General features: G+C 55.8%; 20 protein-coding genes. 15 read left to right on the top strand and 5 right to left on the bottom strand.

The window, feature by feature from the left end; genetic code table 11:
* Positions 1 to 46: 46 nt before the first annotated feature.
* Entirely contained in the window at positions 47 to 1,045 is a 999-nt protein-coding gene (locus tag ACR0LZ_RS11180) for a hypothetical protein (RefSeq protein ID WP_480749886.1), read from the bottom strand.
* 172 nt (positions 1,046 to 1,217) lie between these two features.
* On the opposite strand from ACR0LZ_RS11180, the gene ACR0LZ_RS11185 reads away from it, so the two are divergent.
* The 5 genes from ACR0LZ_RS11185 (at position 1,218) to ACR0LZ_RS11205 (ending at position 6,902) form a co-directional block, all read left to right on the top strand.
* On the top strand, positions 1,218 to 1,850 hold the full coding sequence (locus tag ACR0LZ_RS11185; protein ID WP_480749887.1) for a cupin domain-containing protein: 633 nt from the start codon (positions 1,218 to 1,220) through the stop codon (positions 1,848 to 1,850).
* A 157-nt stretch (positions 1,851 to 2,007) separates the two neighbouring features.
* Entirely contained in the window at positions 2,008 to 3,342 is a 1,335-nt protein-coding gene (locus ACR0LZ_RS11190; protein WP_480749888.1) for an NAD(P)-dependent oxidoreductase, read from the top strand.
* A 46-nt stretch (positions 3,343 to 3,388) separates the two neighbouring features.
* Positions 3,389 to 4,225 carry a class I SAM-dependent methyltransferase gene (locus tag ACR0LZ_RS11195; protein WP_480749889.1) on the top strand — a complete coding sequence of 279 codons (837 nt, stop codon included), beginning with the start codon at positions 3,389 to 3,391 and terminating at the stop codon, positions 4,223 to 4,225.
* Positions 4,226 to 4,243: 18 nt separating this feature from the next.
* Positions 4,244 to 5,548, top strand: a complete 1,305-nt coding sequence (gene preA / locus ACR0LZ_RS11200; protein ID WP_480749890.1) for an NAD-dependent dihydropyrimidine dehydrogenase subunit PreA — start codon at positions 4,244 to 4,246, stop codon at positions 5,546 to 5,548.
* A 94-nt stretch (positions 5,549 to 5,642) separates the two neighbouring features.
* The gene (locus ACR0LZ_RS11205; RefSeq protein ID WP_480749891.1) at positions 5,643 to 6,902 is read left to right on the top strand and encodes an MFS transporter; all 1,260 of its coding nucleotides are present in this window, start codon (positions 5,643 to 5,645) and stop codon (positions 6,900 to 6,902) included.
* Between the two features lie 3 nt (positions 6,903 to 6,905).
* Here ACR0LZ_RS11205 and ACR0LZ_RS11210 read toward each other — a convergent pair whose 3' ends face one another.
* The gene (locus ACR0LZ_RS11210) at positions 6,906 to 7,517 is read right to left on the bottom strand and encodes a TetR family transcriptional regulator C-terminal domain-containing protein (protein WP_480749892.1); all 612 of its coding nucleotides are present in this window, start codon (positions 7,515 to 7,517) and stop codon (positions 6,906 to 6,908) included.
* Positions 7,518 to 7,688: 171 nt separating this feature from the next.
* Here ACR0LZ_RS11210 and ACR0LZ_RS11215 point away from each other — a divergent pair, with 171 nt between their 5' ends.
* The 10 genes from ACR0LZ_RS11215 (at position 7,689) to ACR0LZ_RS11260 (ending at position 17,970) form a co-directional block, all read left to right on the top strand.
* On the top strand, positions 7,689 to 8,939 hold the full coding sequence (locus ACR0LZ_RS11215) for a Zn-dependent hydrolase (RefSeq protein WP_480749893.1): 1,251 nt from the start codon (positions 7,689 to 7,691) through the stop codon (positions 8,937 to 8,939).
* A gap of 92 nt (positions 8,940 to 9,031) precedes the next feature.
* Positions 9,032 to 10,486, top strand: coding sequence for a dihydropyrimidinase (hydA, locus tag ACR0LZ_RS11220; RefSeq protein ID WP_480749894.1), 1,455 nt, complete (start codon positions 9,032 to 9,034; stop codon positions 10,484 to 10,486).
* Between the two features lie 5 nt (positions 10,487 to 10,491).
* On the top strand, positions 10,492 to 11,892 hold the full coding sequence (locus ACR0LZ_RS11225) for a pyridoxal phosphate-dependent decarboxylase family protein (RefSeq protein WP_480749895.1): 1,401 nt from the start codon (positions 10,492 to 10,494) through the stop codon (positions 11,890 to 11,892).
* The gene (locus ACR0LZ_RS11230) at positions 11,889 to 12,671 is read left to right on the top strand and encodes an ABC transporter ATP-binding protein (protein ID WP_480749896.1); all 783 of its coding nucleotides are present in this window, start codon (positions 11,889 to 11,891) and stop codon (positions 12,669 to 12,671) included. Before ACR0LZ_RS11225 ends, ACR0LZ_RS11230 begins: the two co-directional genes overlap by 4 nt.
* A 27-nt stretch (positions 12,672 to 12,698) precedes the next feature.
* Entirely contained in the window at positions 12,699 to 13,631 is a 933-nt protein-coding gene (locus ACR0LZ_RS11235; protein ID WP_480749897.1) for an ABC transporter permease, read from the top strand.
* Positions 13,628 to 14,476 (top strand): ABC transporter permease, encoded by an 849-nt coding sequence (locus tag ACR0LZ_RS11240; protein ID WP_480749898.1) that lies wholly within the window; start codon positions 13,628 to 13,630, stop codon positions 14,474 to 14,476. The genes ACR0LZ_RS11235 and ACR0LZ_RS11240 overlap by 4 nt, the downstream gene beginning before the upstream one ends.
* A 59-nt stretch (positions 14,477 to 14,535) precedes the next feature.
* Positions 14,536 to 15,525, top strand: coding sequence for an ABC transporter substrate-binding protein (locus ACR0LZ_RS11245; RefSeq protein ID WP_480749899.1), 990 nt, complete (start codon positions 14,536 to 14,538; stop codon positions 15,523 to 15,525).
* A gap of 169 nt (positions 15,526 to 15,694) precedes the next feature.
* The gene (locus ACR0LZ_RS11250) at positions 15,695 to 16,408 is read left to right on the top strand and encodes an ABC transporter permease (protein ID WP_480749900.1); all 714 of its coding nucleotides are present in this window, start codon (positions 15,695 to 15,697) and stop codon (positions 16,406 to 16,408) included.
* The gene (locus tag ACR0LZ_RS11255) at positions 16,401 to 17,135 is read left to right on the top strand and encodes an ATP-binding cassette domain-containing protein (RefSeq protein ID WP_480749901.1); all 735 of its coding nucleotides are present in this window, start codon (positions 16,401 to 16,403) and stop codon (positions 17,133 to 17,135) included. Before ACR0LZ_RS11250 ends, ACR0LZ_RS11255 begins: the two co-directional genes overlap by 8 nt.
* Before the next feature lie 19 nt (positions 17,136 to 17,154).
* Positions 17,155 to 17,970 carry an ABC transporter substrate-binding protein gene (locus ACR0LZ_RS11260; protein ID WP_480749902.1) on the top strand — a complete coding sequence of 272 codons (816 nt, stop codon included), beginning with the start codon at positions 17,155 to 17,157 and terminating at the stop codon, positions 17,968 to 17,970.
* A 48-nt stretch (positions 17,971 to 18,018) separates the two neighbouring features.
* Here ACR0LZ_RS11260 and ACR0LZ_RS11265 read toward each other — a convergent pair whose 3' ends face one another.
* The 3 genes from ACR0LZ_RS11265 to ACR0LZ_RS11275 form a co-directional block, all read right to left on the bottom strand.
* Positions 18,019 to 18,891, bottom strand: a complete 873-nt coding sequence (locus ACR0LZ_RS11265; RefSeq protein ID WP_480749903.1) for a substrate-binding domain-containing protein — start codon at positions 18,889 to 18,891, stop codon at positions 18,019 to 18,021.
* 119 nt (positions 18,892 to 19,010) lie between these two features.
* Positions 19,011 to 20,276, bottom strand: coding sequence for a c-type cytochrome (locus tag ACR0LZ_RS11270; RefSeq protein ID WP_480749904.1), 1,266 nt, complete (start codon positions 20,274 to 20,276; stop codon positions 19,011 to 19,013).
* On the bottom strand, positions 20,277 to 21,473 hold the full coding sequence (locus ACR0LZ_RS11275; protein ID WP_480749905.1) for a formate dehydrogenase subunit gamma: 1,197 nt from the start codon (positions 21,471 to 21,473) through the stop codon (positions 20,277 to 20,279).
* Positions 21,474 to 21,514: the final 41 nt, after the last annotated feature.

Consider the following 21,514-nt stretch of genomic DNA (forward strand, 5'->3'; position numbering starts at 1 on the left):
TATGTAAAGAACGGTGGTGTGTCATAGGCTGGATAATCAGGAGCGCTCAACGGAGCCATAGGCCACTGTCCTTGATCCGTTTGCGAATGACCTGTTCTCTTACAGGCAGGTTGCGTTGGTCGAACATCGCTCGTACTTTGGCGCCTTTGCCTTGAAGCACCATTTTCTTTATTGGTTCATACGGTTTTAGTGCTTTTTTGATTTTGTTATGAGATGTGGCCGCTTCGGCGACTTCGATGGCATGGTCACTCTCACGGGCATACAACAAGGGAAACAGGCGATAGTGGCAACTGACGGTCCCATCCAGAAGTCCCAGCGGCAACGCGTCACGCCCACCGCCGAATGAGTGGATCACCAGGGGCAGCGCAACCTGATCCAGCCATGGATCAAGGCTTTGCCCTACAAGTTCGGGAATATCGTCATCTCGAATGGAGCGGGCATAGTCGAGAAACCGCTGTCCGAACTTTCTTGGGCAGGAATAGTAAAAAAAGCCTGCGTTGAAGTACAAGTAACGCCGCCAATGATCGACCGGCTGACTGTGATCGAGAGAGCTTTCAAAATCCAGTCCAAAACGTTGATATAAGGCGCGCCAGATGTCGTCGAAGCCTGGGCCATAAAGTGTAGGTTTGGGCCAGGTTCCTTCGACCCGTAACGAGGCCGAAGGGCGTTCAAACTCGAACGGGACCGTGGTTAGATCGCCGGTGATCAGGGTATCGGTATCAAAGAATACAAACGGTTCTCCCTCAGGTAATGACAAAAGGGCTTCGATCTTGTTGCCATAGGGGTAACTTTCGCCGAAAACTCGGCTTTCAAAGGGTAAGAATTCGACCTCCAAGTAGTCCAGTGCATTCAAAATGTCCTCATTTCGTATGCCGGGGTCGTTGTTCCATTCTGACCCCATTTGCGGTGCGGCGACGATTAGGCGGCCATTGAAATTGGGGGAACTCAAACGCAGCGATGCGGCAAACAGAACGGCTTCGTATTGCAAGCGGTTATTTTGTCCGATGATGACAATATTGAAGCTTGCGCCCGTGTTCTGTGTCATTGAAGATCTCTGCCTGTTTTGGCTTCGGCTGCCAAGCGCTTATAGAGTGTGCCTTGTTGGGTGAAAACCATTTTGGAGGAACAGGTGCCTTGCTACGCTCTCTCTTCAAATATGTTGGAACTTTACGCTTGAGATACCATCTAAAGATGGAAAAAAGGTCAGGAGAAAGCCCATGAGGATCAATGCCGATTTCACGAAACGCGCAACCGTGCATTTTGAGGAAACCGAATGGGTGAAATCTCCGGCGGTTGGGGTCGAGCGGAAGATGCTGGACCGTATTGGAGAAGAGGTTGCGCGGGCCACAACGATTGTCCGTTTCGCGCCTGGGAGCTCTTTTGCTGCGCATACCCACGATGGTGGGGAAGAGTTTCTCGTACTCGAAGGCTTATTTCAGGATGAAAGCGGCGATTTCCCAGTTGGCAGCTATGTTCGTAATCCGCCAACCACTTCTCACACACCTTCGGCGCAAGAAGGGGCGACCATTCTGGTCAAGCTTCATCAGTTTGATCCAGCAGACCGCACGGAAGTGCATCGTTCGCTCAACGGTGAGAGTGACATCGCTCTCTACAAAGATATCCACGAAGACGTCCGCGTCGAAACATGGTTGCCGGGAGCAGATGTCAGCATTGACGTAGCCGGAGGTTTGGAAGTGTTTGTGATCCGTGGGATGTTCACAGAATCAGAAGAGAAATTCGGCAAGTGGGATTGGCTGCGGTTGCCGCCGGGTGCCGAGTTTCGGGCGATTGTCGGGCCAGAGGGTGCCCGCGTCTGGATCAAGTCCGGGCATCTGACGAATATGGTGTGAACTGGCAAACCGCGCGAACAGTTCCAGGTTTCATGAGATCCGGGCCGAATGGTCCGGATTTCGCTTTTTTTGACTGATTTCTAAATTTTACCAATTGATAAAAATTTCAAATGTGGCAAGCTGTAGTCAAGAAAACACATCTACAGGGAGTAGAGCGATGGCAAAGGGCCAGATGGCTCCCGGCATTGTAGCCGGACGGCTTTCCAGCGAAGAGCTGATTTCGAATTTCGCGGATCTGCATCCGCCTTATGCGCCTCACGAAGCCGCGGTGGCGGCAGATCGCTGCTATTTCTGTTATGATGCGCCGTGCACCAAGGCCTGTCCCACCGATATCGATATCCCGCTGTTCATTCGACAGATTCAGGCGGGACAACCCGAGGCGGCAGCCAAGACTATCTTAGAACAAAATATTCTTGGCGGGATGTGTGCCCGCGTCTGTCCTACTGAAACGCTGTGTGAAGAGGTTTGCGTTCGGGAGGCTGCCGAAGGCAAACCGGTCGAGATTGGACGTTTGCAGCGGTATGCCACAGACAGCATGATGGCTTCTGGCACGCACCCGTTCAGCCGTGCCGCACCGACAGGCAAAACCGTAGCTGTTGTCGGGGCAGGTCCGGCAGGGTTGGCCTGTGCTCACCGACTGGCAATGATGGGCCATGATGTGGTGATCCACGAGGCACGTGCAAAATCGGGGGGGCTGAACGAGTTCGGCATTGCCGCGTATAAAGCCACAAACAACTTTGCCAAAGCCGAGGTGGATTGGCTTCTAAAGATCGGTGGCATCACCATCGAAACAGGGTCCGTGTTGGGTAAGGACATAACAATAGATGGCTTGCGCGAAAACTATGACGCCGTTTTTCTCTCTATCGGTTTGGCCGGGGTTAACGCATTGCGTGTCGAAGGCGCGGATAAGGATGGCGTACTTGATGCGGTGGATTTCATAGCGGATCTCCGGCAGGTCAGCGACTTGGCTACTTTGCCTGTTGGTCGCAATGTGGTCGTCATAGGTGGCGGGATGACCGCGGTGGATGCCGCAGTGCAGTCCAAACTGCTGGGGGCGGAGAATGTCACCATCGCCTATCGTCGGGATCGCTCAGCAATGGGAGCCAGCCGGTTCGAACAGGACCTGGCGGCTTCAAAAGGCGTCAAGCTGATGTTCAACCTACAACCGTTGTCAGTTCACGGAAGTGATACCGCGACCGAAATAGAACTGGAGTATACTGTCAATGATGGTGGCAAACTGATTGGTACGGGCGAAACCGTGCGCCTGCTTGTCGATCAGGTGTTCAAGGCCATTGGTCAAACGCTGGAAGGTGCGCCGGAAGGGCTGAAGCTGGACGGCAACAAGATCGCTGTCAGCGGTGCGGGCCGCACTTCCGTGGCAGGTGTCTGGGCGGGTGGAGATTGCGCGGCGGGCGGTGAAGACCTCACCGTTACGGCTGTTGCTGAAGGCCGGGATGCTGCGATGGACATCCACGAGACGCTGGTTTCGTGATAGGATGGGGTATTCGCCCCATTCCTTTCGCTGCTGAGGTATTCCCATGTCCCAGATCGAACAAGCCGTAGCGCAACACTACACCACCGGAGCACTGACCGACCGCGTTCGCGCGGCGCTTGAGGCCAGCGGTATCGATCCGGATGCGGCCACGGTCGCAGACCTGAAAGCAGGGGACGAGTTCCATACGGGCGGCGTTCTGGCGACCAACAACCTGTTTGCGCAGTTGTCGCCGACCCATGCGACCCGTGTTCTGGATGTCGGATGCGGTATCGGCGGAACCTCTCGCTATGTCGTGGATCGCTATGGCTCGACAGTAACAGGCGTCGATCTGACACCGGAATTCGTTGAAACCGCCAAGGTGCTCAGCGATATGGTCGGGCATTCCTCGAAAACCAGCTTTCATGTGGGCAGTGCTTTGGAGATGCCGGTGCCGGATGCTGGGTTCGATCTGGCTGTCATGATGCATGTGGGCATGAACATAAAGGACAAGGCCGGGCTGTTCGCTGAAGTGTCGCGGGCGCTGGCCAAGGGCGGTACTTTTGCTCTGTTCGATGTGATGGCCGGAGACGTGGACGAGCCGCTGGCTTTCCCTCTGCCGTGGTCCACTGTTGCCGAAACCTCGTTCGTGGATGCGCCGGGTGTTTATAAGTCTGCGGCAAGCGCCGCGGGTCTTGAACTGGTGACAGAAACGGATCGCACCGAATTCGCGATACAGTTCTTCGAGGACGTCTTTGCAAAGATTGCCGAATCCGGCCCGGCACCGCTGGGCATTCATCTGATGATGGGCGAGACGGCACCCGAAAAGTTCCAGAACTACGTCAAAAACCTCAAGGCCGGGCGCATACGTCCGACCGAAATGATATTCAAAAAATCCGGCTGAGCCGGGAAGGGAGAAGCCATGGCCGATCTGACAACAAACTTTCTGGGCATTTCCAGCCCAAATCCGTACTGGCTGGCCTCTGCGCCGCCGACGGACAAGGAATACAATGTGCGCCGCGCCTTTGAAGCCGGTTGGGGTGGTGTCGTCTGGAAGACCCTGGGGGCCGAAGGCCCGCCGGTGGTCAATGTAAACGGTCCTCGCTATGGCGCCATCTATGGGGCTGACCGGCGTTTGCTGGGTCTCAACAACATCGAACTGATCACCGACCGCCCGCTTGAGGTGAACCTCGAGGAAATGGCGCGAGTCAAGGCGGACTATCCAGATCGGGCGTTGATCGCTTCGATCATGGTGCCATGTGAAGAAGCGGCATGGAAGGCGATCCTCCCGCAGGTGACCGAAACCGGGGCTGACGGGATCGAGCTCAATTTCGGCTGTCCCCATGGGATGAGCGAACGCGGCATGGGTTCGGCGGTTGGACAGGTGCCCGAATATATCGAAATGGTCACTCGCTGGTGCAAGCAATACTATGATAAGCCGGTGATCGTTAAGCTGACGCCGAACATCACTGATATCCGAAAGCCAGCCACTGCGGCGAAAAACGGTGGTGCAGACGCGGTGTCTCTGATCAATACGATCAACTCGATCACCAGTGTTAATCTGGACACTTTCAGCCCGGAACCGACGATTGACGGCAAGGGTAGCCACGGCGGCTATTGTGGGCCAGCGGTCAAGCCGATTGCATTGTCAATGGTGTCAGAAATCGCGAGAAATTCCGACACGCGCGGGTTGCCGATTTCGGGCATTGGTGGCGTGACAACGTGGCGTGACGCGGCAGAATTCATGAGCCTCGGCTGCGGCACGGTGCAAGTTTGCACCGCTGCTATGACCTATGGGTTCAAAATCATCGACGAGTTGACGGCTGGCCTGTCGCGGTGGATGGATGAAAAGGGATATGTCAACGTTTCCGAAATCGTTGGACGTGCGGTCCCCAACGTCACCGATTGGCAATTTCTGAACCTGAATTACGTAGCAAAGGCCAGCATCAATCAGAATCAGTGCATCAAATGCGGTCGTTGCTATGCGGCTTGCGAGGATACCAGCCACCAAGCTATTTCGATGTCGTCAGACCGGGTGTTCGAGGTGAAGGACGAAGAATGTGTGGCTTGCAACCTCTGCGTTGATGTATGCCCGGTCGAAGGGTGCATTTCGATGGTGCCGATGGCTGCGGGTGAAACCGATCCACGCACTGGCAAGGTGGTCGAGGCAGAATACGCCAACTGGACCACGCATCCGAATAACCCGATGGCCAAGGCGGCGGAGTAACGTCAAGTCGTACGCCATGGCTGGTATTGGACAGAAAGGCTATGATAAGCGGGGTGGCATTGCTGCCCCGCTTTGGCATTGAAAAGGCTCACTAATGATCAAGCAACTGTTTCCGGTAAGTGCATTGCTGCTGGGTTCGGCATTGCTGTTGTTCGCCGGCGGCATGAACGGTTTGATTCTTCCCATACGGGGTACAGCTGAGGGATTCAGTGCTGCTTCTTTAGGTCTTCTTGGAACCGGTTGGGCTGTGGGATACGTTGCTGGATGCTTGATGACGCCTCCGCTGGTCGGCAATGTCGGTCACATCAGGTCGTTCGGCGTCATGGCAGCTTTTGCGGCCATCGCAGTTCTTGCATCGTTGATTTTCCTGTCACCGTACGCCTGGATACCGCTTCGTGCCATATCGGGTTTTTGTTTCGCCGGAGCCGCGATGATCGTTGAGAGCTGGCTCAGCGAACGGGCCGACCCGTCCTCGCGAGGTAGGATTTTTGGTCTCTATACGATGGTTAACCTCGGAGCTTCGACCGCGGGGCAACTGGTTCTGACGTTGGGCGACACGCGCGGGTTTCTGTTCTTTGTTCTGCCAGCGATTTTCTACTGCCTTGCCCTCGTTCCGACCGCGATTTCCACTGGCGCGGTGCCAAAGCCACTGGTCAGTGTAAGACTTGATCTCAGGGCGTTGTGGCGCAACTCGCCAGTAGCCGTGGTCGGCGTGTTTTTCGTGGGCATATCCAACAGCGCATTCGGAACTTTGGCGGCAGTTTATGCCGACCGGATTGGTCTTGCCGTCGCATCGATGGCGCTGTTTGCGAGCTTGCCATATATGGCGGGCGCTGTTTCCCAGATCCCGATTGGTTGGCTGTCAGACCGAATGGATCGCCGCATCGTTTTGGTAACGGTTGCCGCTGTTGCAATCGTATCCGACCTCTTCTTCATTCTTATCCGACCCGAAACGGTTGAAGTCAACTTGGCTCTCTCTGCACTGTTTGGAGCGGCGATCTATGCGATGTATCCGATCATCATCGCTCATGCCAATGATCACGCGCCCGAAGGGACGGCCATTCAAGTAAGCGGTGGTCTTTTGATGATCTATGGTGTTGGCTCAATCGCGGGGCCGGCCGTTGCGGGTTATGGAATGTCATATTTGGGCGGTCAGGGCCTGTTCATAACTTCGGCTTTGTCCCACGCGCTGCTGATCCTGTTCACGACAGCTCGCATTCTTACACGCCCCGCCGTCGAAGCGGACGGCAAGGCTGCGTTTGTACCCTCGCCGACAGCTCGGGCGATGACGCCAGAAACAACACTTCTTGCGGTCGGTGAAGGCGAAGATCAGGAATTGCCGACTGAAGGTTAGATGTCATTTAGGTGTTAAAAGGCGACGGTAAAGCGTGTCCACGAATTCTGAAGCGCCGTCGAACGGGTCTTCACCCCCCAAAACAGCCCGAATCTGGATGTCAAAATCCGCATAGTGCTGGGTCAGAGACCAAATCGAAAAGATCAGATGGTATGGATTGATCTGAGCCACGTGGCCTTTGTCTATCCAGTGCTGGATCAAGACCGCAGTTTTATCCACCAATGCTTTCAGGTCGGTGGATAGAACTTCATGAATATGCGGCGCGCCACGGATGATCTCATTTGCGAACAGGCGGCTTTCACGCGGATAGTCGCGGCTCATCTCCAGTTTTCGCTGGATATACGACAACAGTTCGTCCAGAGGGTTGCCTTTGGGATCTATGGCACGCAAAGGATCGAGCCAGGTATCCAGCAGTCGTTCGAGCAACGCCGAGTAGATCGCATCCTTGCTCCGGTAGTAATATAGCAGATTTGGTTTGCTCAGCCCTGATTCCACAGCGATCTGATCCACGGTTGCTCCACGGAATCCATGAGCCGAGAATACCTCCAGCGCTGCTTCGAGAATCGCAGCGCGGTTCTTTTTCTGGATGCGGGTTGGCGCGCGGTCGTCTGGCATCGCTTTTGTGTTGTCCCGTCTTTCTTACCGAAGCACGCCAAAATCGTGTATTTTTTTGGCGATACGTTGCTATTCCTTGACTGACGTCTGCCCCGTGATAGCGTGAGTTTGACCAGATGGTCAAATCAAGACATCAAAAGCGTGCCAAATAGCAAGACACAGGGGGAAAACATGGCAGCTCCGGCGCAGAATCTCAGGATCAATGGCGACAGGTTGTGGGACAGCCTGATGGAGATGGCTAAGATCGGTCCCGGTGTTGCGGGGGGGAATAACCGGCAAACTCTGACCGACGACGATGCCGAAGGTCGCGCCTTGTTCCAGAAATGGTGTGAAGAGGCCGGATGCACCATGGGTCTTGACCAGATGGGCAACATATTTGCGCATCGTGAAGGCACCGATCCGGACGCTTTGCCGGTCTATGTGGGATCGCATCTGGATACGCAGCCGACCGGTGGAAAATATGACGGTGTGCTGGGCGTTTTGGGGGGGCTGGAAATTATCCGCACGCTCAATGATCTCGGGATCAAGACAAGACATCCCATCGTGGCGACCAACTGGACCAACGAGGAAGGGACGCGGTATGCGCCTGCGATGCTGTCGTCTGGTGTCTTTGCTGGAATGCACACGCAGGACTGGGCTTATGACCGTGAAGATGCCGAGGGCAAGAAATTCGGGGATGAACTGAACCGGATCGGTTGGCGGGGTGAGGAAGAGGTCGGCGCGCGCAAGATGCATGCTTTCTTTGAGTTGCACATCGAACAGGGTCCAATCCTTGAAGCCGAGGGCAAGGATATTGGCGTTGTCACTCACGGGCAGGGCCTGAGTTGGACGCAAATAACGATCACCGGAAAGGATGCCCATACCGGCTCGACCCCGATGCCGATGCGCAAGAATGCGGGGCTCGGTATGGCGCGGGTGTTGGAAAAGGTTGATGAGATCGCTTGGTCCCACGCGCCACACGCCGTGGGTGCGGCGGGGCACATCGATGTCTATCCAAATTCGCGTAACGTGATACCGGGCAAGGTTGTGTTTACGGTCGATTTCCGTTCGCCCGATCTGGTGGTGATCGAGGACATGGAGCGGCGATTGCGCATCGAAAGCCAGAAGATCGCCGACGAAATGGGGCTAAAGATCGCCTTCGAGAAGGTGGGCGGCTTCGACCCGGTGGAGTTCGACGAGGGTTGCGTCGCGGCGGTGCGCAACGCGGCGGAGCGGTTGGGCTATTCGCACCGCAACATCATCTCGGGCGCCGGCCATGACGCCTGCTGGATCAACCGGGTGGCGCCGACGGCGATGGTGATGTGCCCCTGCGTGGACGGGTTGAGCCACAACGAGGCCGAGGAGATCAGCAAGGATTGGGCGGCGGCCGGGGCGGATGTGCTGTTCCACGCGGTCGTGGAGACGGCGGAGATCGTGGAATAGGGGGCGTTACCCCCGTCGCCCATTGGGCGACTCCCCCGGGATATTTTTAGCCAGATGAAGCAAGCGGCGCAGACCGCATCAGGGAGTTCAAAATGAGTACTGTTATTAAAAACGGAACTGTTGTCACCGCGGATTTGTCATACAAGGCGGATGTATTGGTCGAAGGTGGCGTGATCACCGGGATCGGGATGGGTCTGAAAGGGGATAACGAGCTGGACGCAACTGGCTGTTATGTGATGCCCGGCGGGATCGACCCGCATACTCATCTGGAAATGCCGTTCATGGGCACCTACAGCTCGGATGATTTTGAATCCGGGACCCGTGCCGGGCTTGCGGGTGGCACCACGATGGTGGTTGATTTTGCGTTGCCCAATCCGGGCGAGAGCCTGTTGGACGCGCTGAAGCGATGGGACAACAAATCGACCCGTGCCAATTGCGACTATTCCTTTCACATGGCGGTGACCTGGTGGGGCGAACAGGTTTTCAACGACATGAAGACTGTAATTGAACAACGCGGCATCAACACCTTCAAGCATTTCATGGCGTATAAAGGCGCGTTGATGGTGAATGATGACGAGATGTACGCTTCGTTCCAGCGTCTGGCCGAACTGGGGGGGATCGCGCTGGTGCATGCCGAGAACGGTGACGTGGTGGCCGAACTGCAGGCCAAACTGATGGCCGAAGGTAATACCGGACCCGAAGCGCATGCTTATTCTCGCCCGCCGCAAGTGGAAGGCGAAGCCACCAACCGCGCCATCATGATCGCCGACATGGCGGGCGTGCCACTTTATGTGGTTCATACATCTTGCGAGGAAAGTCACGAGGCAATCCGAAGGGCACGGATGCAGGGCAAGCGCGTTTGGGGTGAACCGCTGATCCAGCACCTGACTTTGGACGAAGGCGAATACGCACACCCCGATTGGGATCATGCCGCCCGGCGTGTCATGTCGCCACCGTTCCGCGACAAGAAACACCAAGACAGCCTTTGGGCCGGATTGCAGTCGGGGTCGCTCTCGGTGGTGGCCACTGATCATTGTGCCTTTACGACCGAGCAGAAACGTTATGGCGTTGGTGATTTCACTAAAATTCCGAACGGCACGGGTGGTCTTGAGGATCGGATGCCGATGCTCTGGACTCATGGGGTTAACACAGGGCGTCTGACACCGAACGAGTTCGTGGCCGTGACATCGACCAATATCGCCAAGATACTGAATTGCTATCCCAAGAAAGGTGCTGTTCTGGTCGGAGCGGATGCGGATTTGGTAGTATGGGATCCGGCGAAAACAAAGACGATCCAGGCCACTACTCAACAATCTTCGATCGACTACAACGTATTCGAAGGTCACTCGGTGAAAGGCTTGCCGCGTTTTACCCTGACACGCGGGCAGGTCGCCGTGCATGACGGCGAAATCCGCACGCAGGAAGGCCATGGCAAGTTTGTCGCCCGCGAGGCCAATACGACGGTGAATAGGGCGCTGAGCACCTGGAAGGAGCTGACCGCACCGCGTCCCATAGAGCGGACAGGTATTCCGGCAACGGGGGTTTGAACCGAGTGTCAGGGCTCAGCACCGATCACGAACTGGCAATGCGGTTGGCCGCCGAAAAGGCGGTTACCTACCGCCTGGGCGTGCCGGATCGCCAGGTACCTCCAGCGCTGGGTCTAGATGAGGCGGTCGCCAGGTTTCGGACGCCGCTGACCGAGGAAGGTCTGTCCGCCGAAGCGGTCGTTGCGCATATGGCCCGAGATGCGGATGCGGGGATAAACCAGATGTGCTCACCCAATTTTTACGGCTTTGTTCTGGGTGGCTCTCACCCTGTTGGCGTAGCGGCGGACATGTTGGTATCCGCTTGGGGACAGAATGTCGCTTCTTCTGTCGAGACACCGTCGATCACCGGGATGGAGCGTGCCGTATGTGATTGGGTGGTCGATCTGTTAAACCTTCCGCCTGAAAGTGGAGTGGGTATAGCCACCGGGGCGACGCTCGCAAACACAACAGGCATTATGGCTGCACGGCATGCGTTGCTGGCGCAAGAAGGGTGGGACGTCGAGGCGGACGGGTTGTTCGGAGCCCCCGAGATTTCTGTGTTGATTGGTGAAGACGCGCATTCGGCGCCATTCGCAGCGCTCAGATACGCTGGATTTGGTGCGTCCCGCGTTCTGAGGGTGGCTACAGATGGTCAAGGACGGATTAGACCGGAGGCATTTCAAAAGGCATTGAGTCGAGCGACTGGGCCTGTTCTGGTTGTTCTCCAGGCGGGACAGATCAACACCGGGGCATTCGATCCTTTTGCCGAAGTCATCCCGATGGCCCGTGGGCGAAATGCTTGGATTCATGTGGACGGTGCTTTTGGCCTGTGGCTTGCAGCCGTGCCAGAACTAGCGTCGCGCCTTGCGGGGGTGGAGTTGGCGGACAGCTGGGCGGTTGATCTGCACAAATGGTTGAATGCGCCTTTTGATGCGGGTGTTGCCATAGTTCGCGACCGTGCGCCACTGGTGGCATCGATGTCTGCGCGGGGGGCGTATTTGCCAGCAACCAACGCACATTGGGAACCTACCGATTCTGTTTTCGAGCTTTCTCGCAGAGCACGTGGTGTGCCCAGCTACGCCATTTTGCGCCATCTTGGTCGGAGCGGTGTTCGGGAAATGGTTTCCCGACACTGTGCGCTCGCCAACCGGATCGCCGGGAAGATCGTTGCCGAACCTGGGCTGACGGTGATGAACGATGTGGTGTCAAACCAGGTGGCCATTCGCTGTGGCGACAGCGACGCTGAAACGCGCGAGGTGTTGCGGATCGTGCAGTCAGCGGGGCGGGTATATCCGACCCATGGGCAGTGGCAGGGGCGCGAAATCATTAGGGTTTCAGTGATCGGCTATTCGACACAGGAAGAACACACGGACCAATTGGTGTCCGAACTTATCAATGCTTGGAAGATCGTGCGGGGGAAGAATTGAAGGAAGAAGTCATCAAGGCCGAGAATCTGGATTTGACCTTTCAGACCAATGACGGGCCGGTCCACGCGCTCAAGGATGTGAGTCTCACTATTAACAAGGGCGATTTTGTCAGCTTCATCGGGCCTTCCGGGTGCGGGAAGACCACTTTCCTGCGATGTGTTGCGGCATTGGAAACACCCACCGGCGGCAGCCTCAGCGTCAATGATTTGACACCGGACGAGGCGCGGCGCAACCGGGCCTATGGCTACGTTTTCCAGGCAGCAGGCCTTTATCCTTGGCGTACCATCGCAAAGAACATAAAACTCCCGCTCGAGATCATGGGATATTCTCGTGATGAGCAGGAAGAACGGGCAGACCGGGTTCTGGAACTGGTTGATCTGAAAGGGTTCGGTGGAAAATATCCTTGGCAGCTTTCTGGTGGGATGCAGCAGCGCGCTTCGATTGCGCGGGCTCTGGCCTTTGACGCGGATATTCTGTTGATGGACGAACCATTTGGTGCGCTGGACGAAATTGTCCGTGATCACCTGAACGAACAGTTGCTCAAACTTTGGCGCCAGACTGGAAAGACGATCGGCTTTGTTACTCACTCGATTCCGGAGGCAGTATATCTGAGTTCCCGGATTGTGGTGATGAGCCCGCGTCCGGGGCGGATTACCGATGTGATAGAAAGTCCGTTGTCCAAAGAGCGTCCGCTGGATATTCGCGATACTCCGGAGTTTCTTGAAGTTGCACACCGCGTGCGTGAAGGCTTGAGGGCAGGGCACGCCTATGATGATTGATGCCTTGGATATCGCGGGGTGTATTGCATGAGAAATTTCTTGCCTATCCTGACTGTGCTGGCTGTGCTTGCCGGGCTTTGGTATCTCGCCGTGGCGCCGATGAACATCCGCGTCGCGCTGGATCAGGCCGAGCGAGGCGGAGAGCAGGTTGTGCCCGAAACGTCCTTGGCTCGGCAGAGCGTCTCCGTATGGTGGTTGATGACGCAAAACCGGCATTTGGTCGCCGTAGGCTACGATCTGGAACGTCCGCGTCTGCCAACACCGGCCCAGGTGGGCAGCGAATTGTGGAAAACGACGGGTGAGATGGCCTTGCGAGGCCGAGCGATGTCCAAACGTTCACTGATCTACCACGCGGGGATCACTCTGCAATCGACGCTTTGGGGTTTCTTGCTGGGAACAACGCTGGGAATTCTGGGCGCGGTGGCTATCGTCTATTCCCGCGTCGTGGATATGAGCTTGATGCCTTGGGCGATCATCAGTCAGACAGTTCCTATCGTGGCGCTGGCACCGATGATCATCGTGCTTAGTTCGCAACTTGGAATTGAAGGGCGAGGAGTTCCCAAGGCGATTATTTCGGCCTACCTGTGTTATTTTCCGGTTCTTGTAGGGATGGTAAAAGGGCTGCGTGCGCCGGCCCATTCACAGCTGGATCTGTTGAAAACCTATAATGCCAGTGGGTTAGACGCATTTATTAAACTTCGCCTTCCCAGTTCTGTTCCGTATCTGTTTACTTCTCTCAAGATTGGTGTCGCGGCTTCTCTTGTGGGAACTATTGTAGGGGAACTGCCGACTGGTGCAATCTCGGGGTTGGGGGCACGCATTCTGATCGGGGATCAATTCGGAACGCCACTGGCGATCTGGGCGGCGCTGCTCGCTGCAGCAATTTTGGCAGGTATCCTCGTGACGCTTTTGGATGTGTTGCAGCGGGCAGCGCTCAAGCGGATGGGGATGGAAGCATGAACTGGCTAATGTTCGCCCTGTTGTTCTGGCTCGGTGCTTGGGCGCTGAATTCTTGGCTCGCCCGTTCTCAATTGCGCGATACCCGCTCGGCGCGAATATTCGTTCCAGTCCTGTTTGGGGTGACGCTTCTGATTCTGTGGGAAGGTATTGTAAGGGGGCTGCAGGTTTCTCCAGTCATTCTGCCAGCGCCGTCAGCTGTCGCGCAGACCTTTGCTGCCTCTACGGCCACATTGTGGGAAGATTTCCAGCAAACTGTGTTCAAGGGGGCGATGACCGGATTTCTCATCGGCGGAGTAGCGGCATTGGCAACCGCGATTTTCATCGACAGATCATCGTTCTTGACGCGGGGTCTGTTGCCCATCGGCAATTTCGTTGCCGCTTTGCCAATTGTGGGTATTGCCCCAATACTGGTCAGTTGGTTTGGATTCGATTGGCAATCGAAGGCTGCGGTCGTGGTGGTGATGGTGTTTTTTCCAATACTGGTCAACACAGTGCAGGGATTGCGCGAAACCGATGCGATGCAGCGGGACCTGATGCGCACCTATGCGGCCGGATATTGGCAAACCTTGCTAAAGCTTCGCTTGCCAGCCGCAATGCCATTCGTGTTCAACGGATTAAAAATCGCCACCACCCTGGCCCTGATCGGGGCAATAGTAGCAGAGTATTTCGGTTCGCCGACCCGGGGCATGGGATTTCGCATATCAACGGGTGTCGGAAGCCTGTCCATCGACCTCGTTTGGGCCGAGATCGCGGTTGCGGCACTAGCGGGCACGGCTTTTTACAGTATCGTGGTGTTGATTGAGCGGACGGTTACCTTTTGGCATCCTTCGCAGCGCAGAAGATGAACTACAGGAACAGCAGATCCTCTGAAAGAGGACATTGAAATCAACAAGGAGAGTAAGACATGAGAAAAACGATCACAGGGTTGGCCCTATCCCTGGGCTTTGCTGCCTCAGGCGCTTTGGCGGCCGACGAAGTTACGTTGCAGTTGAAATGGGTTACCCAGGCCCAGTTCGCGGGCTATTATGTGGCCAAGGACAAGGGGTTTTACGATGAAGAAGGTCTGGAAGTCACCATATTACCTGGTGGTCCGGACATCGCTCCGACGCAAGTGATCGCTGGGGGCGGTGCAGATGTTACGGTCGAATGGATGCCCGCAGCGCTGGCTGCACGTGAAAAAGGCCTGCCACTTGTCAATATCGCGCAGCCGTTCAAAAGCTCCGGTATGATGTTGACCTGTTGGAAGGATGCGGGCATAGCCTCGCCTGATGACCTCAAGAACCGCACGTTAGGTGTCTGGTTCTTTGGCAACGAGTTCCCGTTCATGAGCTGGATGAGTCAGTTGGGCATCGATACAGGCGGCAAGGGTGACAGTGGCGTCGAAGTACTCAAACAAGGTTTCAACGTGGATCCGCTCTTGCAGCGTCAGGCGGATTGCATCAGCACGATGACCTACAATGAGTACTGGCAAGTGATTGATGCTGGTGTCAGCCCCGAGGAACTGGTGACGTTCAAATACGAAGATCAGGGCGTTGCGACGCTTGAAGACGGGCTTTATGTCCTTGAGGAAAATTTGGGCGACTCGGCATTTGTCGACAAGATGACTCGTTTCGTGCGTGCCTCGATGAAAGGCTGGAAATACGCCGAAGAGAATCCTGACGAGGCCGCATTGATCGTGCTCGACAATGACGAAACCGGGGCGCAAACCGAAAAGCACCAGAAGCGTATGATGGGTGAAATCGCCAAGCTGACCGCCGGGTCCAACGGCGCGCTAGATCCTGCCGACTATGAACGCACGGTGAGTACTCTGCTCGCTGGTGGTTCTGACCCGGTGATCACTGCGGCGCCGGATGGCGCCTGGACGCATCAGATCACTGATGGCGCCTTGAATTAAGTCGACCACCTTCCTGCTCGAATTGTATACAAGCAACCGACGCGGCCCCTAGAGGGGCCGCGTTTTTTTGGTATCTTGTCGGTTTTGGTGCTGGAGATTTACCGTCGCCGCGTTAAGTTGTTTTGTAAATCTCGGTGATTTAGGCATTATCTTGGTGTGACGGAAAATAATGCAGAATTTTGCGGCAGAACTGCAGGTGGCCATAACCCTGATATTTCAGGGCAATGCCGAGCTATGGGCGATTGTTCTGTTGTCATTACGTGTCTCAATAATGGCTGTGCTGATTTCCGCGCTCATCGGCATGCCTTTGGGGGCGGCTTTGGCCGTTGGTCGTTTTCCCGGACGACGTGCTGTGATCGTTCTGATTAATGCCTTAATGGGCCTACCACCAGTTGTTGTCGGGCTACTGGTTTATCTGATGTTGTCGCGTTCGGGACCGTTTGGTGTACTACAATTGCTTTATACGCCAACGGCGATGATCATCGCGCAAGTGGTGCTTGTGACACCCATTGTCGCCGCCTTGACCCGTCAGGTTGTGGAAACGCTGGCCGAGGAATATGCCGAACAACTGCTTTCCCTAGGGGTCTCGCGCCTTGCCTCGGTCCCGGTCCTCCTGTGGGACGCCCGCTTGGCGCTGGCGACGGCGTTGTTGGCCGGTTTCGGGCGCGCAATTGCCGAAGTTGGTGCCGTCATAATCGTAGGCGGCAACATCAACCACGTCACTCGGGTAATGACCACCACAATCGCTCTGGAGACATCAAAGGGCAATCTTTCGCTTGCCTTGGCCTTGGGCACGATCTTGATCGCTACCGCCGTTGCCGTGAACGCATTTGTCAGTGCTCTGACGCTTAGATCGGAACGGGAGGGATTGCGCCATGCGTGATCTCAGCGTGGAAGCGATAAGAGGGTTCGAGGCGCGAGGCCTGCGCATCAGACGCAACGACCGTATCTTGCTGGACGTGCCTCATCTTCTGCTTGAAGGTCCGGGCCCAACGCTCATTCTTGGCCCGAATGGTGCCGGCAAAAGCCTGTTGCTACGATGCTTGCACGGATTGATTTTTCCAGACGCTGGAAAGGTCATACAGGACGGAACTGTACTCAATAGCGAACAAAAGTCGCGGCAAGCGATGGTGTTTCAGAAACCTGTACTGTTGCGCCGTTCGGTTGCCGCCAATCTGGATTTTGTTTTGAAGCGCCAAAGATTGCCGCGCAATGTGCGACGTCAAAGAATTGCAGAGTTGCTGACCGAAGGCGGTTTGCTAGCCAAGGCTCGGCAATCGGCTCGTTCATTGTCGGGTGGTGAGGCTCAGCGCCTTGCAATTCTGCGGGCGCTCGCGACGGTCCCGGATATCCTTTTGCTTGATGAGCCCACGAGCGCTCTGGACCCAGCTGCAACCCAAGCGATCGAACGAATGATTTTGGACGCTTCGGCACACGGTGTGCGAATCGTAATGGTGACGCATGATATTGGTCAGGCGCGCCGACTGGCGGCAGATATCGTGATGATGCAAGGCGGTCGTGTTGTCGAACATGGTGTCGCCAAACAGATACTTGATACCCCGAAAACCGATGCGGCACGCTGCTATCTCGCCGGGGGCTTGGTGACGTAGTTCAATTATGGAGAAACACATGTTTGGAGCATGGTTCCGGGCAAGTGCGTTTGCACTTGCTTTGGCTGCCGGATCGGCACAGGCCGAGGACGCCTTCATTGTCTTGCAATCGACGACGTCGACGCAGAACTCAGGATTGCTGGACTTTATCTTGCCGGGATTTGAAGCTGAAACCGGTATCGAAGTTCGCGTGGTTGCGGTCGGCACCGGGCAGGCAATCAAGAACGCGACCAATGGCGACGGTGATGTCTTGCTGGTGCATGCCAGGCAGGCCGAGGAGAAATTCGTTTCTGACGGTTGGGGGGTTGAACGTTTTGACGTGATGTACAACGATTTTGTGCTTGTCGGTCCGAAAAAAGACCCGGCCCGGATTAAAGGTGGCAATGATATCGTCGCCGCTTTGAGAGCCATTGCCTGGGCTAAAGCCCCTTTCGCTTCGCGAGGGGATGACAGCGGAACGCACAAGGCCGAATTGCGACATTGGGCGAACGCAGGAATAGACGTTGGTGCGGCCTCGGGGGATTGGTATCGCGAAACAGGGTCCGGCATGGGCGCAACACTAAACATAGCAGCCGGAATGGATGCCTATTCTTTGACCGACCGCGCCACATGGATCGCATTTGGTAATAAGGGGAACCTTGAGATACTGATCGAAGGCGATCCCCGACTGTTCAACCAGTATGGAGTTATTCTGGTCAATCCAAATAAGCATCCGGGAGTCAAAGCTGCAGCCGGGAAACGGTTTATTGACTGGTTGCTTAGCGACGATGGTCAATCGGCTATCGCGTCTTACATGCTTGACGGACAGCAACTGTTCTTTCCGAACGCGAAATGAGCCGAGGCGAACCGCCGTGTCGGAATAGGTAGGGTGCCGTGCGGCTTCCTAACCGGACTGCCCGTTGTGGTGAACTGTTCCAAGACCGCAAAGGTCATACCCGCCCAATTCCACCGCTCGTGCTGAGAACCTGTCCGAGCGCAAAAACCCCATAAGGTTTTGCATTGGTGGGTCGAAAAAGGCCCGCCGCCAAATCGCCAGATCAAAGCGTTCCTCGTGGGTCGGAACGAAATCCAGCCCATAAAGACCCGCAAGAGCGCCCAGACCAAACCCGGCCTCGGCCTTGCCGTCGTGCAACGCAATGGCCAATTCTTCTTCGGTGCGGGCACAGTGCTGGGGCAGGGCAAGATCATTCGTGTTCAGGCCGTGTTGTTCCAGTTGCGACAGGAACAGGCGCTGGCTGGCAGCGTTGTGTTGGCGCTGCACCACCCGACGACCCCTCAGGTCTTCAAAACCGGTAATGCCAACGCTGCCGCGTGCCAACAGTAATCCGCGTTGGCGACGGGAGATTTCAATCAGAACTACAGGTGCCTCGCCCATACTGTGATGAAGGGTATGTAGGTTGAAACCGTCGGCTTCGTGAATATGCAACGCTGCGGCCTGTGCGCCTCGACGTCTGAGACGTTCCAACCCATCGAAAGACCCATCGTAATACGTTGCAAGTCCTGACCCGCTTTCCCTCAGCGCCCAGTCCAGCAATGGATCATGACTACCGGCCACGATCTGAGGCAATGAAGGTTCCGCAACCTGCGGACCTGAGTGTGACGCTTTGAGCCAAGCCAAAATCTCGGTGCGGGGAAACAGCAGTTTTCCCATAGCACGCACATGTGGAATTTCACCTGATGAGGCCATGTCATAGGCTTTGCGCTCGCCGATCCGCAGCAATTCGGCCAACTCGCGGGTGGTCAGAAACTCGGGCATTCAGTCGAGACGAACCGAGGAACCGGTGTTTGAAGCCGAAAACCCGAATTGCTCCAGCGCCATCGGGGCGGCTGCGGCGACCGCGACCATGGTGGCGAGAGCGGCCAAAAACGCTTTCATCAATGTTCCTCCTGCGAAGTGGCCCAGCGCAGAAACTCAATCAGATCGGCGCGGTCGTCTGCACTCGTGATCCTCTGCATTGGCATCTTGGAGCCCGGAATGTAGTGGTCCGGCCCAAGATCGAAAAGGGCATTTATGGTCTCTTCTGTCCAGATGATATCAGAGTTTTTTAGTATCTCAGAATACAGATAGTCTGGAAGGCTTCCTGCGCGCCGCCCCCAAAGGCCATGCAAACTCGGCCCGGCCTTGCGACCCCCATCGGAAACGACCGAATGGCAGATGGAGCATTTTCGGAAAAACTGGCGTTCACCATTGTCCATTTCGTCCGGATCCTTCAGAAATGAGCGTTCCTTCTCGGCAATCAATCTGTACTCGCCCAGGGCAGACAACGGCCAACTGTACATGACATCGTCAATACCGCCAGCGTGGATGTTTTCTCCGTCCGGAGAAAAGGCCAGAGCCCACACGGGACCATGCAATGTCGCGCGAAAGTCATGGACGATCCCCCAGTTTTCTGTGTCAATCACCATGATATAGCCTTCGCCATCACCAACAGCCATGAGGCGCCTGTCGGCGCTCAACGCCAAGGCCAAAATGGGGCGGCGGTCCAGAGTGAAATCGTGTTCTTCTCCTGTGTCGAGATATAGAACACGAGTGCCGCCATCGACTGCCCCATAGGCCAACCAACCGTCATGTTCGTTCAGGACTAATTCATTGACGCCGAATTCGTGTTTGACGATGCGACGCAGTTCCCTACCGGTTTCGACATCCCACAGGCGAATGGCGCCATCGGCTCCGGCAGAGTACAACTGGCGACCATCGTTACTGAAGGTGACAGCATTCACGCCGCTACTTGTCGGACCCAGAGTTGTCGGCGAACTGCCGTCGACGGGCCAAATACCGATGGAAGCGTCCCAACTGGCTGTGGCTACATGCGTTTTGGAAGCGGCGATGCCGACGATCTTACCCTTGTGTTTTCCCACAACGTCACCACCAGGCCATCGGCGCAGCGAGAAATCGTCACCCGCCGAGTAGACCGCAGTTCCATTGAAGATTACTGCATTGACTGCCGCTTTGTGGCCCTCGAGCCATTCTGGCGCGCGCCCGGACCAGATGCCCACGGAATTGTCGAAACTAGCAGTGGCAATGCGACCATCTGGAGCGACCGAGATAGCCATGATCGGCCCACCGTGTCCTTTGAGCGTGAAAAACTCTGCCGCCAAAGGCAGCGGCAGTAGGCTCAATACTAGGATAAGCGACCTCATCTACTCCGCAGGCGAGGTCGCGCTTTTGGAGGCTTGTGCCTCTCGGACCTCATCCAGCCACAGCGAATGGTGCTCACGAGCCCATTGTTCCTCAACTTCACCCGAACCCATTGCGTCGAAAGCGCCTTCCATTCCAATCGATCCCAGATAGATGTGCGCGATGATAATGGCCAGAAAACCGTAGGCGACCATTTCGTGCCATACCTGAGCAAATTGCATCTCTTTATGCGGGGACATTTGTTCGGGTAAGCCCAGCCCAAGATATTCGGGAAGTCCGGTAGCGTTAGCTATGACAAACGTCTTGGCGAACATCGGAAACTCAAATGGGAAAAGCAGTGATAAACCCGATAGGCTAATCGATATGCCAAGAATAACGCACGTCCAGAAGATGATTTTTTGTCCGGCGTTGAACTTCTTTGCCGGGGGATGGCTGCCCTTTGTGAACAAACCGCCGCCCGCAGCAAGCCATTTTATATCATGGCGGTTGGGAATGTTGTGGGCGACCCAGTTCAGCGTGATGATGATCAGCCCCAGCATAAAGGCCCATGCGATATTGTTGTGAACCCATTTGCAGGCCAACGCAATTGAAGCGAAGCCAGTTTTTCCGACAAGCGGAATCAAAAAATCTCGTCCGTAGAGCGTAATCAAACCGGTTGCTCCAAGGATCAGGAACGACCCGCCAAACAACCAGTGACCGAAGCGTTCAAAGCCAGAGAACCGTGTGACAGTCCGCCCCGTTTTCTCGCCATCGATGCGGATCTTGCCTCGGACGAAATAGAATAACAGCAGGACACCCAGCATTGCCCCCAACAGATATGTGCCATAGGTACGAAGCGGGCCAGTACGGAAATTCAACCACCACATGCCGCTGTCCTGAATGATAACACTCGAGGCCGGGCTGCGCGATGAGGTTGTTACATCCGCCGATCCATAGCGAAGAGCGCGGAACACGTCGCTGTCCGACGCAGTGCCGCGCGTGCCCAACTGGCCGATCAGCGCCTCGACGTTTCCCTGACCTGTTTTGCCAGAGCGGTAATCGTTGCTGACTTGCTCACCACGCTGACGTGCAAGGATATCTTCAAGAGTCGAAGCTCCGCCTGTTGCGGCACGCGCGTTTTCACCTGTTGCCGTTTCTTGCGCAGATACATCTGCGGCCATTCCAAACGCGAATATGATTGCAAAAATCATTCGGATCATGGCGATACCTATCCCTTTTCAGAGGGAGGGGCGACCCGCAG

The organism is Ruegeria sp. CI1 (assembly GCF_056536925.1).

What these genes read in the sequence shown, in the direction of transcription:
- ACR0LZ_RS11180 (WP_480749886.1), bottom strand. Translation starts at nt 1,045, where the DNA reads ATGACACAGAACACGGGCGCAAGCTTCAATATTGTCATCATCGGACAA.
- ACR0LZ_RS11185 (WP_480749887.1), top strand. Translation starts at nt 1,218, where the DNA reads ATGAGGATCAATGCCGATTTCACGAAACGCGCAACCGTGCATTTTGAG.
- ACR0LZ_RS11190 (WP_480749888.1), top strand. Translation starts at nt 2,008, where the DNA reads ATGGCAAAGGGCCAGATGGCTCCCGGCATTGTAGCCGGACGGCTTTCC.
- ACR0LZ_RS11195 (WP_480749889.1), top strand. Translation starts at nt 3,389, where the DNA reads ATGTCCCAGATCGAACAAGCCGTAGCGCAACACTACACCACCGGAGCA.
- preA (WP_480749890.1), top strand. Translation starts at nt 4,244, where the DNA reads ATGGCCGATCTGACAACAAACTTTCTGGGCATTTCCAGCCCAAATCCG.
- ACR0LZ_RS11205 (WP_480749891.1), top strand. Translation starts at nt 5,643, where the DNA reads ATGATCAAGCAACTGTTTCCGGTAAGTGCATTGCTGCTGGGTTCGGCA.
- ACR0LZ_RS11210 (WP_480749892.1), bottom strand. Translation starts at nt 7,517, where the DNA reads ATGCCAGACGACCGCGCGCCAACCCGCATCCAGAAAAAGAACCGCGCT.
- ACR0LZ_RS11215 (WP_480749893.1), top strand. Translation starts at nt 7,689, where the DNA reads ATGGCAGCTCCGGCGCAGAATCTCAGGATCAATGGCGACAGGTTGTGG.
- hydA (WP_480749894.1), top strand. Translation starts at nt 9,032, where the DNA reads ATGAGTACTGTTATTAAAAACGGAACTGTTGTCACCGCGGATTTGTCA.
- ACR0LZ_RS11235 (WP_480749897.1), top strand. Translation starts at nt 12,699, where the DNA reads ATGAGAAATTTCTTGCCTATCCTGACTGTGCTGGCTGTGCTTGCCGGG.
- ACR0LZ_RS11240 (WP_480749898.1), top strand. Translation starts at nt 13,628, where the DNA reads ATGAACTGGCTAATGTTCGCCCTGTTGTTCTGGCTCGGTGCTTGGGCG.
- ACR0LZ_RS11245 (WP_480749899.1), top strand. Translation starts at nt 14,536, where the DNA reads ATGAGAAAAACGATCACAGGGTTGGCCCTATCCCTGGGCTTTGCTGCC.
- ACR0LZ_RS11250 (WP_480749900.1), top strand. Translation starts at nt 15,695, where the DNA reads ATGCAGAATTTTGCGGCAGAACTGCAGGTGGCCATAACCCTGATATTT.
- ACR0LZ_RS11255 (WP_480749901.1), top strand. Translation starts at nt 16,401, where the DNA reads ATGCGTGATCTCAGCGTGGAAGCGATAAGAGGGTTCGAGGCGCGAGGC.
- ACR0LZ_RS11260 (WP_480749902.1), top strand. Translation starts at nt 17,155, where the DNA reads ATGTTTGGAGCATGGTTCCGGGCAAGTGCGTTTGCACTTGCTTTGGCT.
- ACR0LZ_RS11265 (WP_480749903.1), bottom strand. Translation starts at nt 18,891, where the DNA reads ATGCCCGAGTTTCTGACCACCCGCGAGTTGGCCGAATTGCTGCGGATC.
- ACR0LZ_RS11270 (WP_480749904.1), bottom strand. Translation starts at nt 20,276, where the DNA reads ATGAGGTCGCTTATCCTAGTATTGAGCCTACTGCCGCTGCCTTTGGCG.
- ACR0LZ_RS11275 (WP_480749905.1), bottom strand. Translation starts at nt 21,473, where the DNA reads ATGATCCGAATGATTTTTGCAATCATATTCGCGTTTGGAATGGCCGCA.